Source organism: Roseibium sp. HPY-6, from assembly GCF_040530035.1.
GTDB lineage: Bacteria > Pseudomonadota > Alphaproteobacteria > Rhizobiales > Stappiaceae > Roseibium.
In genome coordinates this window covers 37,880-58,114 of the sequence record NZ_JBEWCD010000005.1, presented here as the reverse complement: position 1 = coordinate 58,114, position 20,235 = coordinate 37,880, and the positions used below count along the sequence as shown (strand labels likewise).

The window sequence follows — 20,235 nt, the reverse complement described above, 5'->3', positions numbered from 1 at the left end:
TATTCAACCTCCGATCCGGACGGTTGGCAGCCCGGCGGAAATGGTGCCGCCATGGGCCGTCGGGTCACCCTGCCGCGCGGCGGGACGTCCGCCGATGCGAACGGTCGTCGACCCCTTGAGGATCGTGTCCGGCGGACCGACGCATGTTGCAATGTCGCCCTGCACGGCTGCCGGCAATCCGCCGATCCGCACAAGCGGCACGCCGGGTCCGGCAATCGGACCGCCCACATGCGGGATCGGCACGACAGCGGGTGTCTGCAACGGACAGGTGTGAAAGTCACTGATCCTGGCGGCCGGCGGCATGTCGATCCTCCTTGCGATTCTATAGGTCCTAGTTGATGTCGACCGTTGCGCCGCGCACGACGGTCGATCCCGAGCTTTTGAAGTTGGCCGACGTGGTCCCCTTCATTTCCATGCCGGCTTTCGCAGCCGCGTTGACGTTGGTTCCGTCGATCGTGATGTTGCCCTTGGCGTCGAGCGTTATGTCGGCATTGCTGGTGAGCGTGATCCCGTTATTGTCGAATTCCATCTTGTTTCCGGACTTGTCGGAAATGGTGATTATTCCCTCGTCATCGGACAGCGATATCAGCCGGTTGCCTTCGGTTTCGATCACGAGCGATGGCCCGCTGTCGTCAAAAACAATCCGCGTGCCCGCACGCGACACCAGACCCTTCAGGTCGTTGTCCTCAGCGCCCGGCAGGGGTGAGGCCGCGGCCGAGCTGTGCAGACCGCCGATCAGCACAGGGTCTCGCGGATCACTGTCCAGAAACCCGAGCAGGCATTCGCTGCCGGGATCAGGCAACATCACCAGACCACGCTTTTCGCCGCCGCCGATACTCATCGGGCGTGCCCAGATCGGTTCCGATGTTTCAGTCTCGCTCACGAGGCGAACGGACACCCGGTCTTCCCCTGCAGGATCGTTATGAACTTCATCGACGACGCCGATCTGCAGTCCCGAGATCGAAGGAATAAGTCCGGCTGCCGGGGGCGCACAGACATCGTGCCGCTCGTCGTGAAACGCGGGATCCAGTCCGATCTGGACGAAGCATCGCCAGTCTCCGCGGGCGATCGAGTGACGTAGGCCGGAGACAAACGCCTTGCCGTCGAAGCGCGGCCCCAATCCTTTCAGTTCGACCATGTTGCCAACCGAAAGGCTTGTGGATCCTTGAACCTCCAGCATTCCGGTCACCGCCGACAGCCGGCGCCGTTGCATGGCAGCACGCGCCCAATCGTCAAGCTCGGCCTGATTGCGAGCCCCTGCCTGCCTTGGTTTCGGCTTGTGCCCCGAAGCATCGGAGAGCGCATTGCCGTCGAGATTTCCAGGCCCCGGCACATCGCTCGCGGCGCTTTCGGCCGTTTCGATTTCCGCTTCGGCCGCGCTCCAGGCGCCAACCGAAATCTCGGCTGCCTGCGCTTCTGCATTGAGCTCGACATCCAGGCTGAAAAGCGTCCGGCCGTATTCCAGGGTCGCCGCCGGGTCTTTGCCGGGATCGGGCGTAAACAGACGCAATCCGTCCGTTTCGCCGACCAAAAGCTGCCCGATCCTTTCGCCCCTTAGCACGCAGAAGTCCCAGTCGGTCGCCTGGTGCTGCACGAGCTGCGGCTGTTGCATTTCCGAGCTTCCCTCGAACCCGATCCCGTAGCCACCGGCAATCTGCTCGATGGCGTCGGCATCGCTCACATCGACCCAGACGCGCGAATGTCGTGCGTGATGCATGCGGAAAGCGGCATGCTTTACCTCGACATGCAGCCGCGACGATCCCTTCAAGGGAGCCTCGGCGCGCAGGCGTGTCGCAATGCCCTTGAAAATCAGCTCTTCGTTGCGGTTGTAGCCGAGGTCAATCTCGACTTCCGCGCCCGGTACGAATGTATCGGACGCGGCGATATCGAAGCTTTGTTTAGCCGGGTCACCATCCTGGAAAATGAGATGGGCATAGGGAATACTTCCGCAGACCTGTGAGATTTCCAACGACAAAAGCGCGAAGGTCCCCGGGATCTCGGTTCCGTTCGACCGGATCGTGACCGTGGTCAGGGCTGCGCTCTGTGTCGGCTCAAGCGGCATCGGTCACCTCACCGGAGGCAGGATCAGGTCCGATCCCGTCTCAAGTTGACGGACGGTATCAAGCCCGTTCGCTTCAGCCACAGCGATGTAAAGTCCCGGATCGCGGTAAACCCCGTAGGTGAGATTTACGAGCGTGTCTCCGTCGTGAACAAGACGCCCGTGGGTGATGTCCGGGCTTGCGAGGTTCTTCTCCTTCTCCTGGACTTCCGGATCCTTGTGCTCCTTGAAAGTCGCGCTGAGGACCGCCCGAAGCGGATTACCCTGTGAATCGAACAGCTTGAAATTGACGGAATAGGTTTCCAGCGCGCAGGTGACGGACAATCGCCCCCAGGCCAGATGCAGAAATCTCTGTCTGTGGACCTCGCCGGAAAATCCGACAGTCTCCCGAAACGCATCGAGACGTTCAATCAGGGTCTCCGCCGAACTCGGATCCCCGCCGTGACGGCCATCCACGTCAAGCGCACCCGAACCTTCGAGCGGCAAGTCGAACGTATAGGTCCTCGGTTTGATGCCCTTGACCTTCGCCTCGTTCCCGTCGGCACCCTGAGGCGTCTCGTCGGCATTCATTTCCAGTTCGACAGCGTCGGTATATTCCGCCGGGTTGATCTGGGCTTCAAAGGTCGGTCCGGCAGGCAGGCTGTCCGCGAACGCCTTTGAGGATTCGTAAGGAACGATCGTCAGCTTCACCAATGTACCGTCCGGCGGGGGCATTTCAGCGTTCCTCCCGGCGCCGGATCACGGCGATGGCCTCGGCAACGGCGGCCGAGATTACATGTTCGCGCTCAGCGGCTTTTTCCGTGTCGGACATTTCATTTGCCGGCTTCGTTTTCGGCGAACCTTCGATACGGCCGCGGAATTCGATGAGATTGACCTGCACCGCCATGTCAGACCTCCCGGAAATGCGCGTAGGCAAGTTCGAGCGTTTCAACCGCGATATCGCTTGTCTCGGCATTGAAATCGGACACGGTCCATTTCTTCGGCCAGGCATTCACTACGGAGAATGTGCGCAGCGGTTCCAGCTCTGTATCGAGGAGGACGACGCTCAAGGTGATGGGCCGGATGACGAGGCTTTGAACGGCGTCCCGGATCCATTGGGTCACCGCGCTTTCCGCAATCAGCCCGCGTTTCAGGACGAGGTCTGGATAGCTCGCTCGAACCGGAACCTTGTGAACGAAACGGTTCTCACCGCCCTCCGTCACCGTCTCCTGTTCCAGCTCCATGGAAAGCCCGGAGACCTCCCTGAAGCGGACATCCAGATCTCCCGCACCGGGCAGATCAAACTCGACCCGGAAATTGTGGATGAGGGGCAGATTGTAGGGGTGAGCCAATGTCATGGGAAACGCCCTACGGTGCCGAGATTGCGATGGAGTCGCCTTTGAACTCCATGGATTCGATCGCAATCTCGTTGCCGTCCGCCTTGAGATCGGTGGAAGCGATCTTGGTCACGAAGGCATTCGAAATCACCCAGACGAAGACCGGCTCGCGCATTTCATCCAGAAGCGAAATCTGAACATCCCGCCGGTTTGCCGGGTCAAGGATCGCCTGGAACCAGTCGTAGATTTCGTTGTCACCGCGCACCATGCCCCGCTTGCAGGTCACCGTGCCGTATTTCTTCATGCCCGGGATCTGGATTTTCGACGGTTCCGGGTAAGCGCCTTCGCGGTACTCGATAACTTCCGTCTCGATGTCCAGCCCGGAGACTTCCGTGAAGCCGATCCGGGTGAACCCCTCCATCTCGACCTCGAAATTGTATTTTGCGATCGGATAATTGACCATTTTTCAGATCCTTTCGGATGCGGCGGCTCAGGCCACCTGGGCCTTTTGCGTGAATTGCAGGATGATCTTTTCGGCCGGGCCGGGAAGCGCCACACGCACAAGGATCCGCATGATGCCGTCGACAATGTCCTGTTGGCTCATCGTGGTTCCAAGTCCGATGGAAACCTCAAATGCATCTGCCGCCGTCGGGCCCGCAAGCGTTCCCGCGCGCCACTCGTTGAGCAGGAACCCTTCGATCATGCGCTTCACACGGACCCAGGTTTTGGACACGTTGGGTTCGAACACGAAGGCTTCGAGCGCATCGCCAATGCTCTCTTCCAGGTAAAGGGCAGCTCTGCGCCGGTTGACGAATTTCCAGTCGCCGCTGTTGCCGGCAAGTGTTCGTGCACCCCAGACCACCGTGCCGCGCCCGGTGAAGAAGCGGATCGCATTTACGGATTTGCCTGATGTCGGGTCGACGTTCAAAAGACCCTGTTCTTCGTCCGTGATCGCGAGCGCGGGCCCCACAGTGTTCATCACGCCGACATTGGCCGGTGCGACATGAACACCGCGCTGCCGGTCGACCCGGGCGTAAATCCCGGCCATTGCCGGTGACGGCGGCATGATCAGCGTTGTGCTGTTCAAAAGGTTCAGAACCGCTTCGACGACCGGCTTTTCGCCTGGTTGCGAATTGGCAGGCGTCACAAGGTCAACGACACCTTGAAAGAAGTTGTCTGACAGTGGCAGGTCCGAGCCACCATTCGTGAACAGATCTGTCGTATTGGTCTGATTGCCCTGCGCGTCGAAAGTGATCAACTGCGACGCTGCGTCGATATCAACGGTTCCGGCCGCGTAAAGCACCGGCATGTTGGTGTTGAGGTAAGGAATATATGCCGCGCCATATTTGAGAACATCTTCTGAAACCGCCGTAACCCGGTCTCTGAATTCTGCTGTCACATCCTGACCAAGCGTTGAGGGAATCCCCGAATTGTCGACAGTGCCCCCGGGGTAGGAGTCAATCACATCGGCAATCGTGAAACGGTCCTGCGTGCGATTGCAGGACTGCATTGAGGCCGTTGCCAATGAACCGTAGTTCGCGGCATTTGCGCCGATCGTGTTGACGATGACGTTCAGCGTGATTTCGTCGGTGCTCTCCAGCGCCGTAATCGCATCATCATAGTTGGATTGCGCATTGGCCGCGGCATCAATCGGCCGGATGTGGCAGGGCCCACCCCCGTTGTCGAAGTAAAGCTGCAACGCGTGGTAAAAGAGGCGCTGTCCCGTCGGCACGCGTTCCGGCGCCGCCTGAAAACTTGTATCAACGCCAAGCAACGCACCGTTCTGATCGATGCGTTTGTCTGCGCGTATGGTAAAGCCGCTCGCCGCCGGTATCCCAAACAACGCTTCAAATTCCTGCAACGAGCTGATGCGCCAGGTGTTTCCGATCAGGGTGGTCCCGTCAGGCGCATTAGTGTTGCGAACAGGACCAATGAAGGCAGGTATCGCCGTTGCGACGCCCGCGATCGTCGGCGTGTTGAAAGGCAGTTCCTGTATGGCCACGCCGGGCGTTGAAAGCATTAAATTGGTCATGGCGGGTTTCCTCTCGGGGGCTTAGTCTTGGCTCAGATCCGGAATTGAAACGGGTTTGGATTGGAAGGCTTTGTCCGGGGCTCCAGAAAGCAGTGGCGAGACCTCAGCAAAGGTTGGCGACGCTCGCCTTTCGGCAATCCACCCGTTGTTGCGAACACCTTCGCTATAGCGCGCTGGTTTTTCTGTCCGATAAAGATCATCACGAGGTCCTGGCTCGAAAGGAGGCGGTAAAGAGGGCTCCATTCGGTGACGGTACGGCGTCCTGCCGCTGGTCCCACCAAAGGTCGAGGATCATTTCCGCACCGCTGTTGCTGATTTCATCGTCGGCGTAAACGATCTGGTCCAAGGCGCCCGCGACAGGCGTCGTCAGACGCGCGGCGGGGTGCTGAAGAGAACTGAGATCCGCGCCCAGTCTGAATACGGTGCCGGGTGGCGCCGTGAACCTTTGCTCGGCCAAAAGCGTGTTGTCGAAACGGTTCCGGGCGTGCAGACGATCGGGCGAACCTGCCGTCAGATCTATCGCGACCGGGAAATCGCTCGCGGGGCCTGATTGGACCAGTTCGCTCTGCTCGACAGTCGCAATTGCACTCAGCGCTCCGGAGGCTTGAATGGCACCGGTCGCACCGAGGTTCTCCAACAAAATCTGGCGGCGCGCAGGTGTCAGGTCCGGATGGTACCGATCGTAAAACTGCGGGTCTGTGATCCGCAGTCCGAAGCTCAGGCGCGTCCGATCGCTGATCGGCCCGATGAGCGGGTCCGCTGCATCCGGATTGTTGCGGCTGTAAATCGAAAAACCCGCAGTGCCGGTTCTGAAGATCAATGAATGATCAGCCATAACCCGTCGTGTGTGAGTGCTCGGACGCACATCGAAGGCATCGACCGCATCCCCACCATCGTCTTCGAACCTGACCCGCAGAAAGCGGCGATATTGGCGAATGAAGCTCATGTGCCGCTCATATTCAGTTCGATGGTGTCGATTTCCTGTAGAACCTCGTCTTCGACCTCGCGGCGGATTTCAACCAGCCTGACCTTGTAGATCACGCAGGGAAAAATCGTTCCGCCCATGATGGACCACAGGTTGTTGAGAGCCTCGAAGCTCATGTTGTGATGATCGAAGGCAAGCTGCACGGCTCTTTGTGGAAACGGATTGTCGGCACGGCTGTCCGCCGGCGTGAAGATCCGCCGGTCCTGGAAGAGCGCAATCGTCTGGGAAAGATTGAAAAGGCTGGTTCCGTAGTTCTGAAAATCGAAGGCAAACAGCAGATAAAGGTTCATGAAAACCGAAGGCTGCCGTTGGACCGGCTGACCATCGACGATGAACATGTTCGGTGTGTTGCGAAGCGCGGATTCTTCCTCGACATTGATCAGGGTGATGGTCAGCCCTTCGGAGCCTTCCTCAGCAAGAACTCTCGCGCTTTCAAGCTGGGCTTCCGTGTCGCTCACACTGAGATGATCACGGACTTCGCGGCGGACAAATTCGAGTGCTTCATTGATCATGGAGGAGCACCGCTTCTTTTCCAATAAAACGCGCACACCTTCACGAATGCAAAGGCATACCGCTCGCCGAATGTGGCGATTAGCAATATATTACAAGTGAAAAGTCTCTGAATTAGATAGTAAGTTGAAGTATTACTTTACGTCAACATCAGCAAGGAAACTTCGATGATGTAAGCGCAATCACGCGCTTTACTTGCATCGAGAGTTGCAGAGATTGATACAAACTATTTCTGTCAGAAAAATCGAACACTTGCCGCCTGAAATTTATATTCTGATCGAAAAAAAGCCAGGCTCCAAGACACGCAGAATACCAACCGGACAAATTGCGGTTGCGGAGGTCTGCGCCCCACAACGCCCCGCTCCGACGGCGAGATTGAGGGTCAAGACGCCCTGAGCGCGGCCGATGTTTCACGCAATGCCGACTTGAAGGCCTGGGCGAGCGAGGTGTCTGGAGCTGAAATGCGCGTCAGCAGCCCGACCGGCCGCGCCACCACCGGGGCTCCGAGCGCCTTGTAAACAAGACCTCGCCCCTGCGAAGAAAGCATCGACGTTCGAGGCAGCAGGGCAACGCCAAGGCCCTCATTCACGAGCTCCATGGCAGTGGTGGAGCGTCCGACTTCAAATGCCCATTGAGGGGTGAAGCGGCTTCGAGCCATCGCTTCGTCGATCAGCAAACGGTTTCCTGTGCCTCTCGCCGGAAGGATCAGGCTCTCCGACTGAATATCAGCCCATGTCACTTTTGATTTGGTGGCAAGGTGATGGCCTTGCGGCAAACAAAGCACGATCAGGTCATCGAATAGCGGTTCGAAATGCGTGTTCGGTTCCAGCAGGCCAATGGAGCAGACACCAAAGTCCGCGTCTTCGCGCGACACGGCTTCCGCGACCTCATTGGCAGCTTGATCAAGTAACCGCAATCTCACGGGAAGCCCTTTGTCGTGCAACATCTGAAGAGCGGGAATGAGGAGTGGATGCACAAGTGTCGGGATCATTGCGACGGTCACGACGGCCCCGCGCTGGTGGGCAAAAGCAACACTTTCGTCCCGCATAGCGAGTGTTGTTTCCCGAGCACTTTCCAGCATCGCCTCGGCCCGTGCCTGCAAACGTTTTGCTGCAAGCGTCGGTTTGACCGCACGTGTCGTTCGATCGAACAGAACCGAGCCTAGTGTTTCCTCCAGCTTCTGGATCCTGCGGGTTACGGCCGATTGCGACAGGTTCAATCGCTCGGCGGCATGGTGAAACGAGACCGTTTCCATGACCGCCAGGAAAGCTTCAAGGTCATTGAAATCGAAATTAATGCGCATTGTGCATTAATCGACCAAGAAGCAACAATTGTCAAAACAATCAGCCCGCTGGTAAGACGCTCTTCAAAGGAAACGCATCATGACCAGCCAATACGACATCGCCATCATCGGCGGCGGCAATGCCGCTCTTTGCGCGGCCATGACGGCTGCGGAAAGGGGTGCCAAAGTCATCATTCTGGAAACGGCACCCAAGGCATATCGCGGCGGAAACTCGCGCCACACCAGAAACTTCAGATGCATGCACTCCGCCCCGCTTGGCCCGCTGGTCGACGACTACAGCGAGGACGAGTATTTCGACGATCTTTTGAAGGTCACCGGCGGCAAGACCGACGAGACGCTCGCACGGCTGGCGATCCGCACCTCCGAGGAGTGCCTGCCCTGGATGGAAGAACACGGCGTCCGCTTTCAGCCGTCCCTGTCCGGCACGCTTTCGCTGGCGCGCACCAATGCGTTTTTCATGGGTGGCGGCAAGTCGCTGGTCAACGCCTACTACCGCACCGCTGAAAAGCTTGGTGTCTCGGTTTTATATGAGGCCAATGTCACACATCTGGAGCTTGATCGGGACAGGATCGCCCAGATCGACTACACGCATGAAGGCGAAGCAAAATACCTCGAGCCCAGCGCCGTGATAGTCGCCTCCGGCGGATTTCAGGCGGATACCGAGTGGCTTACCCGCGCCTGGGGTCCGGCGGCGAAGAATTTCCTCATCCGGGGAACGCCGTACAACCGAGGCGTCGTTCTGGCGGATCTTCTGGACCAGGGCGTCCAGTCAGTCGGCGATCCGACGCAGTGCCATGCGGTTGCGATCGACGGACGTGCGCCTAAATTCGATGGCGGCATCGTCACGCGGCTCGACTGCGTTCCGTTTTCCATTGTCGTCAACAAGGAGGCGGACCGCTTTTATGACGAAGGCGAGGACGTCTGGCCGAAGCGCTATGCCATCTGGGGACGTCTCGTTGCCAACCAGCCCGACCAGGTCGGCTATGTCATCATCGATTCCAAGTCGCTGAAACTGTTCATGCCGTCGGTTTTCCCACCCATAAAGGCCAATACGCTGGAAGAGCTTGCCGGGAAGATGGGGCTGCCGCAGGCAAAGCTGGTCGAGACCGTGAAGACATTCAATGCCGCCTGCGGTGACACATCAGGTTTTCATCCGACCGAACTGGATGGTGTCAAAACGATTGGGATCAACATTCCAAAGACCAATTGGGCGCGTCCGATCGATGAGCCGCCCTTTTACGGCTACAGCCTGAAGACAGGTGTCACCTTCACCTATCTCGGCCTCAAGGTAGATGAAAACGCCCAGTGCAGAGCGGAGAAGGGCTCAATCCGGAACCTGTGGGCGGCCGGAGAAACCATGGCCGGCTCCATCCTGGGACAGGGCTATCTCGCCGGTTTCGGCATGACCATCGGGACCGTGTTCGGACGTATCGCAGGCCGGGAGGCCGCCAATCATGCAAGCTGATCTGCTTCAGGAAGCCCGCCGGCAGGCGGAGATCTGCAATGCCTGCCGTTACTGCGAAGGCTACTGCTCCGTGTTCCCGGCCCTGCACCAGGAACGCTTCTTTTCCGATGCCAACCTCACGCAGCTGGCCAATCTCTGTCACAACTGCCGGGGCTGCTACTATGCGTGCCAGTACACCGCCCCGCACGAGTTCGATCTCAACCTGCCGAAGGCGCTCGCCGAAGTGCGCCAGGACAGCTGGGAGAGCTTTGCCTGGCCCGCTCCACTGGCGCGACGGTTTCAAAAAAGCGGCGTGATGATCGCCCTGGCCACCATTCTCGGCTTCGCCTTGCTGTTCCTCGCGTTCCGCGCGCTCGGTTCCAACGGCGGCGAAGGCTTTTACGCGGTTCTGTCTCATTCCGCCATGGTCGCGATCTTCCTGCCGGCCTTCCTGTTTCCTCTTGCCAGCATTGCCGTCAGCCTCCGACGCTACTGGCAGGAAACTGGCGGAAAGACGATCACGCCCAGCCAGATCGTCGGAGCATTCGGGTCCGCCGCGAAGATGAAGAACCTTGCAGGCGGGCACGGTGACGGCTGCAATTTCGAGGACGAGGACCGGTTCAGCCAGGCACGCCGTCATGCGCACCAGGCGGTCATGTACGGGTTCCTGCTCTGTTTCGCCTCAACGTCTGCCGGAACCATCTTGCACTATATCTTCGACATACCCGCCCCCTATCCGCTTTGGTCGCTGCCGAAGCTTCTGGGAATTCCGGGCGGCATCCTGATGGTGATCGGAACGGTCATGCTGGCCTCGCTGAAGCTCAAGGCCGACCGGTCGCTCGGCGCACCGTCCGCCTGGGGTGGGGAGATGGGCTTTGTCCTGCTCCTGTTCCTGGTCGCGCTTTCCGGCCTTTTGCTCTACGTACTTGGCAATACAGCAGCCATGCCCGCGCTTCTGGCCATACACCTCGGCTCCGTGCTCAGCTTCTTCCTGCTGACGCCCTATACCAAGATGGCTCATGGTTTTTACCGCCTCGCGGCGCTGGTACGCGATGAACAGCGCAAGTCGACCGGCTGAACACTCAGCGGAAATTATCCGGTCGTGTCGGTGACCGTGAACTGCCCCATCATGCCCTGATCTTCATGCTCCAGAATGTGGCAGTGATACATATACGGGAAGTCTTCGTCTGCGAGGTGATCGAACCGCACGACGAATTCGGACCAATCATCGTCGTCCAGCACCACCGTGTCCTTCCAGCCAGCTTGGTCCGGCGTTACGGCGGCCCCCTCCATTTGCTCGACCAGGAACGAACAGCCATGCACGTGGAACGGATGCGCGCCTTGATCTGAGCGAATGCGCCAACGCTCCCAGACACCGCGTTCGACGCGCTCGTTGATGACGCTCATGTCCATAACCGCACCGTTGATCGTCATGGTCATGGCACCATGGCCGGCATGCGCGCCGTGGCCTCCGGAGTGGCCGGCATGTGCCCTGTCACTCTCGCCATGATCCATCTCCAGAACGAATTCGCGCGTCTTTCTGATCTCTTCCGGGTCCGGACGCTCGATCGTCGCCAACCGCTCCGGCATCGGCACGGTATGAGCGACCAGCGTCCTGTCAACTCTCAAAAGCAACGATGCCGGAGCAGCCGATTGACCGGGTCCGGTGACAAGACCCACAAGACCGGAAACGATGCCCTCACCTTCTTCGTCGATGTCGTCCTCGAAGAATGTCAACAGCTCGGCGGAGGTGTCTTCGGACAGGTCCACGATGATTTCGCACCGTTCGCCTGGCGACATTTCCATGGTGGTCATCGGCACGGGTGCTTCCAGCAACCCACCATCGCTGGCGATCTTGTGGAAGGTCCGGTTGTCGGCGAATGTCAGGATGTAAAACCGCGCATTCGCGCCGTTGAGAATACGAAGACGCACCATGCCGGCAGGAACTTCTGCAACCGGGGACAGCGCACCGTTGATAACCGCCGTATCGCCGAACCAACCGTCTTCACCGGCGTCCTCAAGCGAATAGACCAGCCGTCCCGCCGCATCGAAGGTTCTGTCCTGAATGATCACCGGAAGATCATCGAGGCCGTAGCGGTTCGGGAGCTCTTTCGAGACAGCCTCATCATCATCGATGATCATCATGCCGGCGAGGCCCCGATAGGTCTGGGTACCGGTTTTTCCATGGGTATGGGAATGGTACCAGCACGTCGCTGCGGGCTGGACGATCGACAAGGTTGGCTGCCAGTGTTCTCCCGCAGGCATTTCCAGCTGCGGTCCGCCATCCACGTTCCCCGGAACATGGAGACCATGGCCGTGAACGGAAACGCCTTCAGTCAGTGTGTTGTGGTAGTTGAGGTTGAGCTCCGTGTTCCGCCGCGTGCGAATGGTCGGACCCAGATAATCCTGATTGATACCGAGCGTCGGTGTCATGACGCCCGGTTTGAAAGACCACATGCCGGTGCGAATGGTCAGATCCAGCGGCTCGCCATTGGTGCCGTCGGCAAGAGGCGGTATTGGCAGGGACGGCCGCGCGGTATTCGACCATGCCGGTCCTGCAAGGCAAAGGCCTGTGAATGAGAGGCCGCCTCCAAGGAATTGGCGCCGGGACAACTTGAGCGACATTTCAGATCTCCAGATCAACAGATACGGTGAGGCCGCGCACCCCGCTGACATTGGCGAGACAACGCGCAAAAACTCGATGTAAATGTGAATGGGAAACGCATACGTATCCGTCCATCGGACAAATGCCGGATCGACCGTCCCGGCTATGGGACATAAGGTCAATTCGGGTGGCTCAACCGAGCACCAAGGTGCCAAAGACACGCAAGACAGGGAACGACTTCATGCTGGATACGAACGGACCGTTCTGGAATTGGAGAACCTTTTTTGCCCTGTTCGTTCTGATAGTGTTTGCCACAAGCGTCGTTGAAGTTTTCAACGAATTCCGGGCTGGAGAAACGCTTGGTTCCATGGGTGACGATCTTGCCAGACTCGTGATCAGCGCCCTGGTCCTGGGCGCCTTTCTATACGATCGCAACATTCAGCAGAAAACGCTCAGGGAACTGAGCGGTCAGCTTGAAAAAGCACGCGGCCAATTGGCGAGGCTCGATTCCCGTTCGGTTGAGCTTGCAGGTCAATACCGCGCGGTCATGCAAAAGCAGTTCGACGCCTGGAACCTGACGGCCAGTGAGCAGGATGTCGTGATCGGAATGCTGAAGGGGCTTTCGTTCCGGGAAATCGCGGGGCTCAGGGAAACGCGCGAGAAAACGGTGCGGCAGCAGGCCTCCACCGTCTATCGGAAAGCCGGCGTCTCCAGCCGGAACGAGCTGACCGCATGGTTCTTCGAAGACATGCTGGATCCGTTACCCGCCCGGGTCGAGTAACCAATAGATGCTATGCGACCTCAAAACGTCGCGTCCCGGCCTTGTCAGACCCCGGTAGCGAGATATAACCCCCGAACGCTTGGACTCCAGACCGGCGATGCGGCGCGCAAACATGAGTGCGACAGTCTCCGGAACCTTAAACAGAACAAACAGAAATCCGGGTGCTGTGGTGGAAACGCAAAAGATAACAATTCTCGACGGCGGCATGGGCCAGGAGCTTGTCCGCCTGAGCGGGCTGGAACCCACAGGGCTCTGGTCGACGCGGATCATGATGGAACGGCCGGACCTCGTCGCGGAGATCCACGATTCCTATTTCGCCGCCGGCGCGCATGTGGCAACGGCGAACACTTATGCGATCCACCGCGACCGCCTGCGCCCGAACGGGATCGAAGACCGGTTCGAGGAGCTCCAGACGCTCGCATGCGAAATCGCTTGCCGGTCCCGCGATGCGCACGGCTCCGGATCGGTCGTCGGTGCCGTCGGTCCGCTCGGTTGGTCCTACAGCCATGACGGCGCGCCGCCGGAAGATGAATCCACCGAGCTTTACGCGGAAATCTGCCGTATCCAGGCGGATTTCGTTGACTCCTACCTGATCGAAACAATCGCTTCGATCGAACAAGCAAGGGCTGCCGTCAACGGCGCTCTTGGTCACGGCAAACCGGTCTGGATCGGGCTGACGGTCGACGATGCCGACGGCACCAAATTGCGCTCGGGAGAAAGCCTTTCGGATGCCGTGCGCGAAGTTGCCGCGCTCTCGCCGCAAGCCGTTCTTCTGAACTGCTCCATACCGGAAGCTGTGGCCGCCGGGTTGGACACCATGCCGGAGACGGACCTGCCGACCGGCGGCTATGCCAACGGGTTCACCGGGATAAGTAAGGAATTCCTGTCCGCCGGCAGCGCGGTAACGAAACTGACTTCCCGTGTCGACCTCACCCCGGATGCCTATGCCGACCATGTCAGCGGGTGGATCGCGTCGGGCGCGACCATCATTGGCGGCTGCTGCGAAGTCGGTCCGGCGCATATTGCGGAGCTCGCCCGCAGGTTCGGCTGACCGGGTCCATCCGCCAGTGGACTCAATTGGTATGCGACCTAAGCACCGGTGACGCCTTTGGCGGGCGCTGGTATTTTTGCACAAAAGCGGGAGGTCGGCATGCGGACACTGGCGTTTCTTTTTTCACTTGCTCTCACGGGTGCAGCCCTGGCGCAGTCTCCCGAAACGGTCGAGGACGAACTCGGTATTCTCAATCCGCAGGATACCGGCGTTGCAATGCTCAAGCGCAAGATCGAGATGGGTGTCATTGATTCCGTAACCTGTTCTCTCGGGATCAACGCCACAAAAAATGACGACCACGTGCTTGCCAGAAAGCTGACACGGCGCTGTGCCGAAGCCGGATACACCAAAGCGATGACCTGGATGAGCCAGCTTGAAAACAATGGAATGGGCGGCGACTACAATCCCGATGCAGCAGCAGAATGGGATCGCCTCGCTGCCGAGGCCGGTGACCCGGTCGGGCGCTTCAACTATGGCTTGGATCTCATCCGTGGTCACGGCGTTGCGCAGGACGAAGCTTTGGGACGCCAGTATATCGATCAGGCGGCTGAAGATGGGCTGGCGATCGCGGAACGTCTGCGGAATGCGGGTTACGATTTGGACGAAGTCACACCTGACTCTGATAACTGGAAATACGCTCCGCTTTACTAGAACCCGGAACGCGAAAGAAAGCTAAGGCCGCGCCGCGAGAACCGGTATCGGCCAAACCGCGAGCCTTTGACATGCGTTAGCGCAGAACGGCCTGATCACGTTCAAATCAACAAAACCTGTCATATGCCCTTGAGGGCAAGCGTAAAGCGTGCTTCCAGACCCGGCTGCAGACCCTGGAGCTTTAGACCGCCGCCATGCCGCTCCGCAACCCGTTCGACGATTGGCAGCCCAAGGCCACTGCCGCCGCTGTTTTCCGAGACCTGACCGAAACGCTGAAGCGCGGTTTGGATTTGCGCATCGGTGAGACCGACCCCATTGTCGGTTACCACCACGGTGACCTCTTCCGGTGATGTTTCAAGCCGGATCGATATCCTGGAAAGGTCCGGACCGCCATGTTTGAGTGCATTGTCGATCAGGTTGGAAACAGCCTCGCGGATCATCGTGCGGTCACCCGCGACGGACATGGTATCTGCTGCAGTTTCGAACGTGATCGAGACACCGTGTGTGTTTCTGCGGCAATATTCCTTCGTAACGCCGCTCACGAGATCATTGATGGCAAACGTTTCTTTTGCCGAAACGGGGCTGATCGATTTGGTGCGCTCATAGGTCAGCAGTTTCTGAGCAAGCTGGCTGGTTTCCTTGGCTGCATCTACCAGATCATCTGCGCGCTCGCGCATGGACGCATCAGAAGGCGCTGATCTGACCGATTCAGCCAGTGCGAGGACACCCGCGATGGGGTTGCGAAGCTGGTGGGCGGCATTCGAAATGAACTCGTTCTGGGTCGCCATGGCTTCCGACACCTGTGCAAGCAATCTGTTGAGTGTGCGAACGATCCCCTCAACTTCGACAGGCACCGCTCTCTGGATCGGTTTCAGCACTTCTCCGGATCGAAGATCAATAGCCTGCTGCAGGTCGTTCAGCGGGTGCAGTCCGATGCGAATACCGAACCAGACGATCAGGGACAGCGACGTGATGATCGATGAAATTGTTATCAGTGACCGCAGCATAAGGTCCCGAACGAAGGCGGCACGGATGGTCACTTCCTGCCAGACGGTCGTGGTGAAGATCCCACTGAAGTCGTCAACCTGCATGCGCGTTCGCATGCGGTACCCACGCACCTCCCGACCAAGATACACCCCATTGAAATAAACAGGGCTGAGGTCTCCGTCACCGGCCAACGGGATGCCGACCGGCGGCGTTGCATAGCCGGCAACGATAACCCCGTCAGGTGCATAGACATGATAGAAAACCGGGCCGCCGGACGTGTCTGAAAGGATCTTGCGCGTGGCCGGCGCAAGCGCATCGCCGCCCGAAAGCGCAACATCATTGGTTACCGAAAGCGCCGCCGACTGCAGGCTCCGGTCGAAAACCTCATTGGCCGTCACACGCGCATTGTTGAGTTGCCACAGGCCCGTCGCTCCGGCCACGAACAAGAGCGGCACGAGGATGATCAGGGTCAGGCGCAGCCGAAGAGAATAGGTTCTCTTCATGCAGTCGCACTGCCCAGGGAATAGCCTATCCCTCTGTGAACGTGGATATTGACGCCATAGCCTGCCAGCCGCTTCCTGAGCCGCGAGACATAGACTTCGATGACCTTCTCGTCGGTTTCACTGCCGGCTCCGTAAAGCTGATCCAGCAGGCTCGCCTTCGACATTGTCCTGCCTTTGACCTGCGCCAAGGCAGCAAGCAGCGCGAGTTCCCGCCTGGGAACATCCAATGCGGTTTCGCCGTCAAGCAATTGCAGTGCACCGACATCGAGTTTCAGCGAGCCTATCTCGATCAACTGCCGCGGCGCAACACCCTTGCGGCGTCCAAGAGCGCGTATGCGCGCTGCCAGCTCTTCCATTTCGAACGGTTTGACGAGGTAATCGTCCGCGCCTGCGTCGAGACCTTTCACGCGATCTTCAGTTTCCGATCGCGCGGTCAGCAGAATGACGGGACGCGGATCGCCGCGTTCTCTCAAATCGGCAAGCAGGTCCAGCCCGTTCTTGCCTGGCAGGTTGAGGTCCAGAATGACGAGATCACCGCCTTCCTGCCTCAGAAAAGCTTCAGCATCATCGCCGTCATGCAGAATGTCGACCGAATGTCCGGCATCCCGAAGCTGGTAAGCGATGCCCTTTGCAAGACTGACATTGTCCTCAACGAGTGCGATCCGCATTTTTGTTATTCTTTTACGATGAAAGCTTGTTGCAAGCTTCGCAGGGAAAACTCTTTCCATCAAGCTGCTTTTGAAAGCGCTTCAAGTGCGTCAGCCTGGAGGGGCTGTCCACACCAATGGGAGGAAATAATGGTTTTGAAGAAGCTTGCGCGCCAGCTCGCGCTCGGTGTGACATGTGTGGCTGGCGCTCTGTTGCCGGCTCAGGCCCTGGCGGCCGACCTTGACCTGTCCGGCAAAACGGTCGAATGGGTTATCCCGTTTTCTGAAACAGGCGGCTCTGCCAAGTGGGCCAACTTTTATGCTCCGTTGCTCAGCGAAGCCCTTCCGGGCCAGCCGACCGTCGTCGTGAAATTCATGCCGGGTGCCGGGTCTACCAAGGGCGCCAACTGGTTCCAGCAGCAGAAATACGACAGCAGCGAAGGCACTGTCATTTTCGGGTCTTCCGGTTCGACGCAGTTCCCTTATCTGCTCGGCGACCCAAGGGTGCGCTACGACTATAAGGACTGGAATGTCGTTCTGGCCTCGGGAACCGGTGGCGTTGCCTATCTGCCGCCGGATCTGGCCGCCAAGATGAGCGGCAATGATGCAAGCGCTTTGAAAGAGACTGACTTCATCTACGGGTCTCAAGGCGCGACCCGCCTCGATCTCGTTCCGCTGCTTGCCTGGGAAATGCTCGGCCTGAATGTCGAGCCTGTCTTCGGCATCAAGGGTCGCGGCGATGGGCGCCTGATGTTCGAACGCGGTGAAGCCAATATCGACTATCAGACATCCTCGTCTTACCTCAAAGGCGTCACTCCGTTGGTGGAAGCCGGAACGGCGGTCCCGATGATGAGCTGGGGGGCTCTGGACGCCGATGGCAACATCGTTCGCGACCCGACATTCCCCGACATGCCGACCTTCAAAGAGGTTTGCGAAGCGACTGAAGGCTGCGAAACGTCAGGCGAAAAATGGGACGCGTGGAAGGCGTTTTTCATTGCCGGTTTCCCGGCGCAGAAGATGGTCTTCCTGCCGAACGGCGCATCCCAGGACGCAATCGACACCTATTCGAAGGCGTTTGACACGGTCAAGGCACGGGCGGACTTCGCTGAGATCTCCGCAGGCCGGCTTGGCAAATACCCGCAGATGACCGGCGCTGAAGCTGACAACGCCCTCAAGAGCGCGACGGAAGTGCCCGACAGCGCGAAGGAATTCGTGGTCGGCTGGCTGCAGGAACGCTACGGCGTCTCCCTTAAGTAGCAACACTTCTGCCCGTCCGGTCTGACCGGACGGGTTCCCTTACCTGAAAAACAAAATCCGGGGCGATCCAGTGGACATTCTTGGCACCGCTTTACCTGCGCTCGCCGATGCGTCGGCGATGATCTTTCAGCCCGCCGTGATCGGCTACCTGATTCTCGGCGTGGTGATGGGCCTTTGCATCGGGGTCTTTCCCGGACTTGGCGGCATCGCCGGCCTGTCACTGCTGCTGCCCTTCATGTTCGGCATGGATCCCGTCCTCGGACTTGCCTTGATGATCGGCATGGTCGCGGTGGTTCCGACCTCGGACACATTCGCATCGGTCCTGATGGGCATTCCGGGCTCCTCCGCCTCGCAGGCAACCGTTCTCGACGGCTTCCCGCTGGCAAAAAGGGGCGAAGCCGCGCGGGCGCTTTCCGCCGCGTTTGCATCGTCGCTTTTCGGCGGTCTGGTAGGCGCGGCGTTCCTGACCGTTTTCATCCTTGTGGCGCGGCCGATCGTACTGGAATTCCGGACCCCGGAACTTCTCATGATCACCCTGTTCGGCCTGTCAATGGTCGGCATTCTTGCCGGACAGGTCGCCATCAAGGGTATCGTTGCAGCCGGCCTCGGTCTGATGGTCGGAACCATCGGTGAAGGCGACAGCGCAGGCGCGCTGCGCATGGCAACCTATGACATGCCCTATCTGACCGACGGCCTGAAACTGGTCATTGTCGGGCTCGGCATATTCGCAATCCCGGAAATCGTCGCCCTATTGCGTCAGGACCGGGCAATATCCGAACGCTCCATGCTCGGTGGCGGCTGGCTTCACGGCGTGCGCGACTGGTTCGCCAATATCTGGCTGAGCATTCGCTGTTCGCTGATCGGCGTTACCGTAGGCGTCATCCCGGGCCTTGGCGGTTCCGTTGTCGACTGGATTGCCTATGGGCATACCGTTCAGACCTCAAAGGACAAATCCAAATTCGGCAGCGGTGACGTGCGCGGCGTGATCGGCCCGGAAAGTTCCAACAATGCCAAGGAAGGCGGCGGTCTCGTACCGACACTTCTATTCGGCATTCCGGGATCCGGTTCCATGGCCGTCTTTATCGGTGCCGTCGCCCTGCTCGGCTCGGGCCAGATCGAAGTCGGCCCGTCAATGCTGAAAAACAATCTCGACGTCACATACGCAATCGTTTGGTTGCTGGCGCTTGCAAATGTGGTCGGCACGGTCATCTGCATACTCGGATCCGGTGGCATCGCTCGCCTGACGACGATCCCTTTCGCGCTGCTCGCTCCGTTCCTGTTTATGATCATCTCTTTCGCCGCGTTCCAGTCAGGCCAGAACCTGATGGATCTGGTTGCGCTGTTCACAATCGGCCTGCTCGGAATTCTGATGCGCCGGTTTGACTGGTCGCGCCCTGCTTTCCTGATCGGCTTCGTGCTTTCCAATCCGGCGGAAACGTATACCAACCAGGCCGTCCAGATCGCAGCCTCCCGTTTCCGCAAAGGCTTCGCTGAGGGGATGGAATACATCTTCTCACCGATTGTGATCGTGCTCATCATCATCACAATCGTTTCCGTCGTGATCGGCTTGCGTCAATCCAAGAACATCCGCGCCGAAGGCGACGTTCCGACAGGCACCAAACGCGCGCCGCTGATGTTCCTGCTTGCGATCCTGGGGTATCTGGCGTTCGCTTTCACCAATGCCTCCCTCATTCCGGACTACGCTTCTGCGGACCGTGTCTTCCCGCAATTTGTCGGTCTTGTCTCGATCATCGGTTGCCTGATCCTTTTGTTCCGGATGCGGACAAGCCCGGAAACCAGCCCGCTTTTCAGCGACAGCGAAGCAGGCAATTCTGAAGGCAATCAGCACGGTCTGCGGGCAACGCTTGCGTGGTTTGCGGAACTTCTGATCCTGACCTCGCTGGTGGGTTTCATTCTCGCGCTCGCTGCATTTCTGGTCGCCTTCATCCACTACCGCGCCAAACGAAGCCTGCCCTACGCCCTTCTTTACGGAGCGTGCGGGATCGCCTTCATGTGCGGCATGGCCTGGCTGCTGAACCGGGACTTCCCGCCTGGTTTGCTGCAGTCCTATGTCACCTTGCCCTGGCCGCTGACCTGAGGGGGG

At 58.9% G+C, this 20,235-nt stretch carries 20 protein-coding genes; 7 read left to right on the top strand and 13 right to left on the bottom strand.

What is annotated here, in order from left to right:
• Positions 1-3: 3 nt before the first annotated feature.
• The 10 genes from ABVF61_RS31825 to ABVF61_RS31780 form a co-directional block, all read right to left on the bottom strand.
• Positions 4-303, bottom strand: coding sequence for a PAAR domain-containing protein (locus ABVF61_RS31825; protein WP_299484201.1), 300 nt, complete (start codon positions 301-303; stop codon positions 4-6).
• Positions 304-331: 28 nt separating this feature from the next.
• On the bottom strand, positions 332-2,062 hold the full coding sequence (gene vgrG, locus ABVF61_RS31820; RefSeq protein WP_353997644.1) for a type VI secretion system tip protein VgrG: 1,731 nt from the start codon (positions 2,060-2,062) through the stop codon (positions 332-334).
• Between the two features lie 3 nt (positions 2,063-2,065).
• A complete protein-coding gene (locus ABVF61_RS31815) occupies positions 2,066-2,773 on the bottom strand; it encodes a CIS tube protein (protein WP_353997643.1) in 708 nt (235 codons plus the stop codon).
• Position 2,774: 1 nt separating this feature from the next.
• Entirely contained in the window at positions 2,775-2,945 is a 171-nt protein-coding gene (locus ABVF61_RS31810; RefSeq protein ID WP_353997642.1) for a hypothetical protein, read from the bottom strand.
• Position 2,946: 1 nt separating this feature from the next.
• Positions 2,947-3,396, bottom strand: a complete 450-nt coding sequence (locus ABVF61_RS31805; RefSeq protein WP_353997641.1) for a phage tail protein — start codon at positions 3,394-3,396, stop codon at positions 2,947-2,949.
• A gap of 10 nt (positions 3,397-3,406) precedes the next feature.
• Positions 3,407-3,838 (bottom strand): phage tail protein, encoded by a 432-nt coding sequence (locus ABVF61_RS31800; protein WP_353997640.1) that lies wholly within the window; start codon positions 3,836-3,838, stop codon positions 3,407-3,409.
• Between the two features lie 27 nt (positions 3,839-3,865).
• Entirely contained in the window at positions 3,866-5,407 is a 1,542-nt protein-coding gene (locus ABVF61_RS31795) for a phage tail sheath family protein (RefSeq protein ID WP_353997639.1), read from the bottom strand.
• A gap of 199 nt (positions 5,408-5,606) precedes the next feature.
• Positions 5,607-6,353 (bottom strand): hypothetical protein, encoded by a 747-nt coding sequence (locus tag ABVF61_RS31790; RefSeq protein WP_353997638.1) that lies wholly within the window; start codon positions 6,351-6,353, stop codon positions 5,607-5,609.
• Entirely contained in the window at positions 6,350-6,904 is a 555-nt protein-coding gene (locus ABVF61_RS31785; protein ID WP_353997637.1) for a Pvc16 family protein, read from the bottom strand. Before ABVF61_RS31785 ends, ABVF61_RS31790 begins: the two co-directional genes overlap by 4 nt.
• Positions 6,905-7,284: 380 nt before the next feature.
• Entirely contained in the window at positions 7,285-8,205 is a 921-nt protein-coding gene (locus ABVF61_RS31780; RefSeq protein ID WP_353997636.1) for a LysR family transcriptional regulator, read from the bottom strand.
• 79 nt (positions 8,206-8,284) lie between these two features.
• On the opposite strand from ABVF61_RS31780, the gene tcuA reads away from it, so the two are divergent.
• Positions 8,285-9,670, top strand: coding sequence for an FAD-dependent tricarballylate dehydrogenase TcuA (gene tcuA, locus ABVF61_RS31775; RefSeq protein WP_353997635.1), 1,386 nt, complete (start codon positions 8,285-8,287; stop codon positions 9,668-9,670).
• Positions 9,660-10,727 (top strand): tricarballylate utilization 4Fe-4S protein TcuB, encoded by a 1,068-nt coding sequence (tcuB, locus tag ABVF61_RS31770; RefSeq protein ID WP_353997634.1) that lies wholly within the window; start codon positions 9,660-9,662, stop codon positions 10,725-10,727. The genes tcuA and tcuB overlap by 11 nt, the downstream gene beginning before the upstream one ends.
• Positions 10,728-10,741: 14 nt before the next feature.
• Here the strand turns inward: tcuB and ABVF61_RS31765 are convergent, their stop codons facing one another.
• A complete protein-coding gene (locus tag ABVF61_RS31765) occupies positions 10,742-12,274 on the bottom strand; it encodes a multicopper oxidase domain-containing protein (RefSeq protein ID WP_353997633.1) in 1,533 nt (510 codons plus the stop codon).
• A 221-nt stretch (positions 12,275-12,495) separates the two neighbouring features.
• Here ABVF61_RS31765 and ABVF61_RS31760 point away from each other — a divergent pair, with 221 nt between their 5' ends.
• From ABVF61_RS31760 to ABVF61_RS31750, 3 genes are all read left to right on the top strand, one after another.
• On the top strand, positions 12,496-13,035 hold the full coding sequence (locus ABVF61_RS31760) for a helix-turn-helix transcriptional regulator (protein ID WP_353997632.1): 540 nt from the start codon (positions 12,496-12,498) through the stop codon (positions 13,033-13,035).
• A gap of 112 nt (positions 13,036-13,147) precedes the next feature.
• Positions 13,148-14,086 carry a homocysteine S-methyltransferase family protein gene (locus tag ABVF61_RS31755; protein ID WP_353997631.1) on the top strand — a complete coding sequence of 313 codons (939 nt, stop codon included), beginning with the start codon at positions 13,148-13,150 and terminating at the stop codon, positions 14,084-14,086.
• A 99-nt stretch (positions 14,087-14,185) separates the two neighbouring features.
• Positions 14,186-14,737, top strand: a complete 552-nt coding sequence (locus ABVF61_RS31750; protein ID WP_353997630.1) for a tetratricopeptide repeat protein — start codon at positions 14,186-14,188, stop codon at positions 14,735-14,737.
• Between the two features lie 119 nt (positions 14,738-14,856).
• On the opposite strand, the gene ABVF61_RS31745 is transcribed toward ABVF61_RS31750, so the two are convergent.
• Positions 14,857-16,227, bottom strand: a complete 1,371-nt coding sequence (locus tag ABVF61_RS31745; protein ID WP_353997629.1) for an ATP-binding protein — start codon at positions 16,225-16,227, stop codon at positions 14,857-14,859.
• Positions 16,224-16,895, bottom strand: coding sequence for a response regulator transcription factor (locus tag ABVF61_RS31740; RefSeq protein ID WP_353997628.1), 672 nt, complete (start codon positions 16,893-16,895; stop codon positions 16,224-16,226). Before ABVF61_RS31740 ends, ABVF61_RS31745 begins: the two co-directional genes overlap by 4 nt.
• Positions 16,896-17,024: 129 nt before the next feature.
• On the opposite strand from ABVF61_RS31740, the gene ABVF61_RS31735 reads away from it, so the two are divergent.
• Together ABVF61_RS31735 and ABVF61_RS31730 are read left to right on the top strand one after the other, a co-directional pair.
• Positions 17,025-18,131, top strand: a complete 1,107-nt coding sequence (locus ABVF61_RS31735) for a tricarboxylate transporter (protein ID WP_353997627.1) — start codon at positions 17,025-17,027, stop codon at positions 18,129-18,131.
• Positions 18,132-18,201: 70 nt separating this feature from the next.
• Positions 18,202-20,229, top strand: coding sequence for a tripartite tricarboxylate transporter permease (locus tag ABVF61_RS31730; RefSeq protein ID WP_353997626.1), 2,028 nt, complete (start codon positions 18,202-18,204; stop codon positions 20,227-20,229).
• The last annotated feature ends 6 nt before the right edge of the window (positions 20,230-20,235 follow it).

Coding starts and splice junctions, on each gene's coding strand:
- ABVF61_RS31735 (WP_353997627.1), top strand. CDS start 17,025: ATGGTTTTGAAGAAGCTTGCGCGCCAGCTCGCGCTCGGTGTGACATGT.
- tcuB (WP_353997634.1), top strand. CDS start 9,660: ATGCAAGCTGATCTGCTTCAGGAAGCCCGCCGGCAGGCGGAGATCTGC.
- ABVF61_RS31755 (WP_353997631.1), top strand. CDS start 13,148: ATGAGTGCGACAGTCTCCGGAACCTTAAACAGAACAAACAGAAATCCG.
- ABVF61_RS31790 (WP_353997638.1), bottom strand. CDS start 6,353: ATGAGCTTCATTCGCCAATATCGCCGCTTTCTGCGGGTCAGGTTCGAA.
- ABVF61_RS31815 (WP_353997643.1), bottom strand. CDS start 2,773: ATGCCCCCGCCGGACGGTACATTGGTGAAGCTGACGATCGTTCCTTAC.
- ABVF61_RS31740 (WP_353997628.1), bottom strand. CDS start 16,895: ATGCGGATCGCACTCGTTGAGGACAATGTCAGTCTTGCAAAGGGCATC.
- ABVF61_RS31780 (WP_353997636.1), bottom strand. CDS start 8,205: ATGCGCATTAATTTCGATTTCAATGACCTTGAAGCTTTCCTGGCGGTC.
- ABVF61_RS31745 (WP_353997629.1), bottom strand. CDS start 16,227: ATGAAGAGAACCTATTCTCTTCGGCTGCGCCTGACCCTGATCATCCTC.
- ABVF61_RS31750 (WP_353997630.1), top strand. CDS start 14,186: ATGCGGACACTGGCGTTTCTTTTTTCACTTGCTCTCACGGGTGCAGCC.
- ABVF61_RS31805 (WP_353997641.1), bottom strand. CDS start 3,396: ATGACATTGGCTCACCCCTACAATCTGCCCCTCATCCACAATTTCCGG.
- tcuA (WP_353997635.1), top strand. CDS start 8,285: ATGACCAGCCAATACGACATCGCCATCATCGGCGGCGGCAATGCCGCT.
- ABVF61_RS31765 (WP_353997633.1), bottom strand. CDS start 12,274: ATGTCGCTCAAGTTGTCCCGGCGCCAATTCCTTGGAGGCGGCCTCTCA.
- ABVF61_RS31810 (WP_353997642.1), bottom strand. CDS start 2,945: ATGGCGGTGCAGGTCAATCTCATCGAATTCCGCGGCCGTATCGAAGGT.
- ABVF61_RS31795 (WP_353997639.1), bottom strand. CDS start 5,407: ATGACCAATTTAATGCTTTCAACGCCCGGCGTGGCCATACAGGAACTG.
- ABVF61_RS31825 (WP_299484201.1), bottom strand. CDS start 303: ATGCCGCCGGCCGCCAGGATCAGTGACTTTCACACCTGTCCGTTGCAG.
- ABVF61_RS31800 (WP_353997640.1), bottom strand. CDS start 3,838: ATGGTCAATTATCCGATCGCAAAATACAATTTCGAGGTCGAGATGGAG.
- ABVF61_RS31760 (WP_353997632.1), top strand. CDS start 12,496: ATGCTGGATACGAACGGACCGTTCTGGAATTGGAGAACCTTTTTTGCC.
- ABVF61_RS31785 (WP_353997637.1), bottom strand. CDS start 6,904: ATGATCAATGAAGCACTCGAATTTGTCCGCCGCGAAGTCCGTGATCAT.
- vgrG (WP_353997644.1), bottom strand. CDS start 2,062: ATGCCGCTTGAGCCGACACAGAGCGCAGCCCTGACCACGGTCACGATC.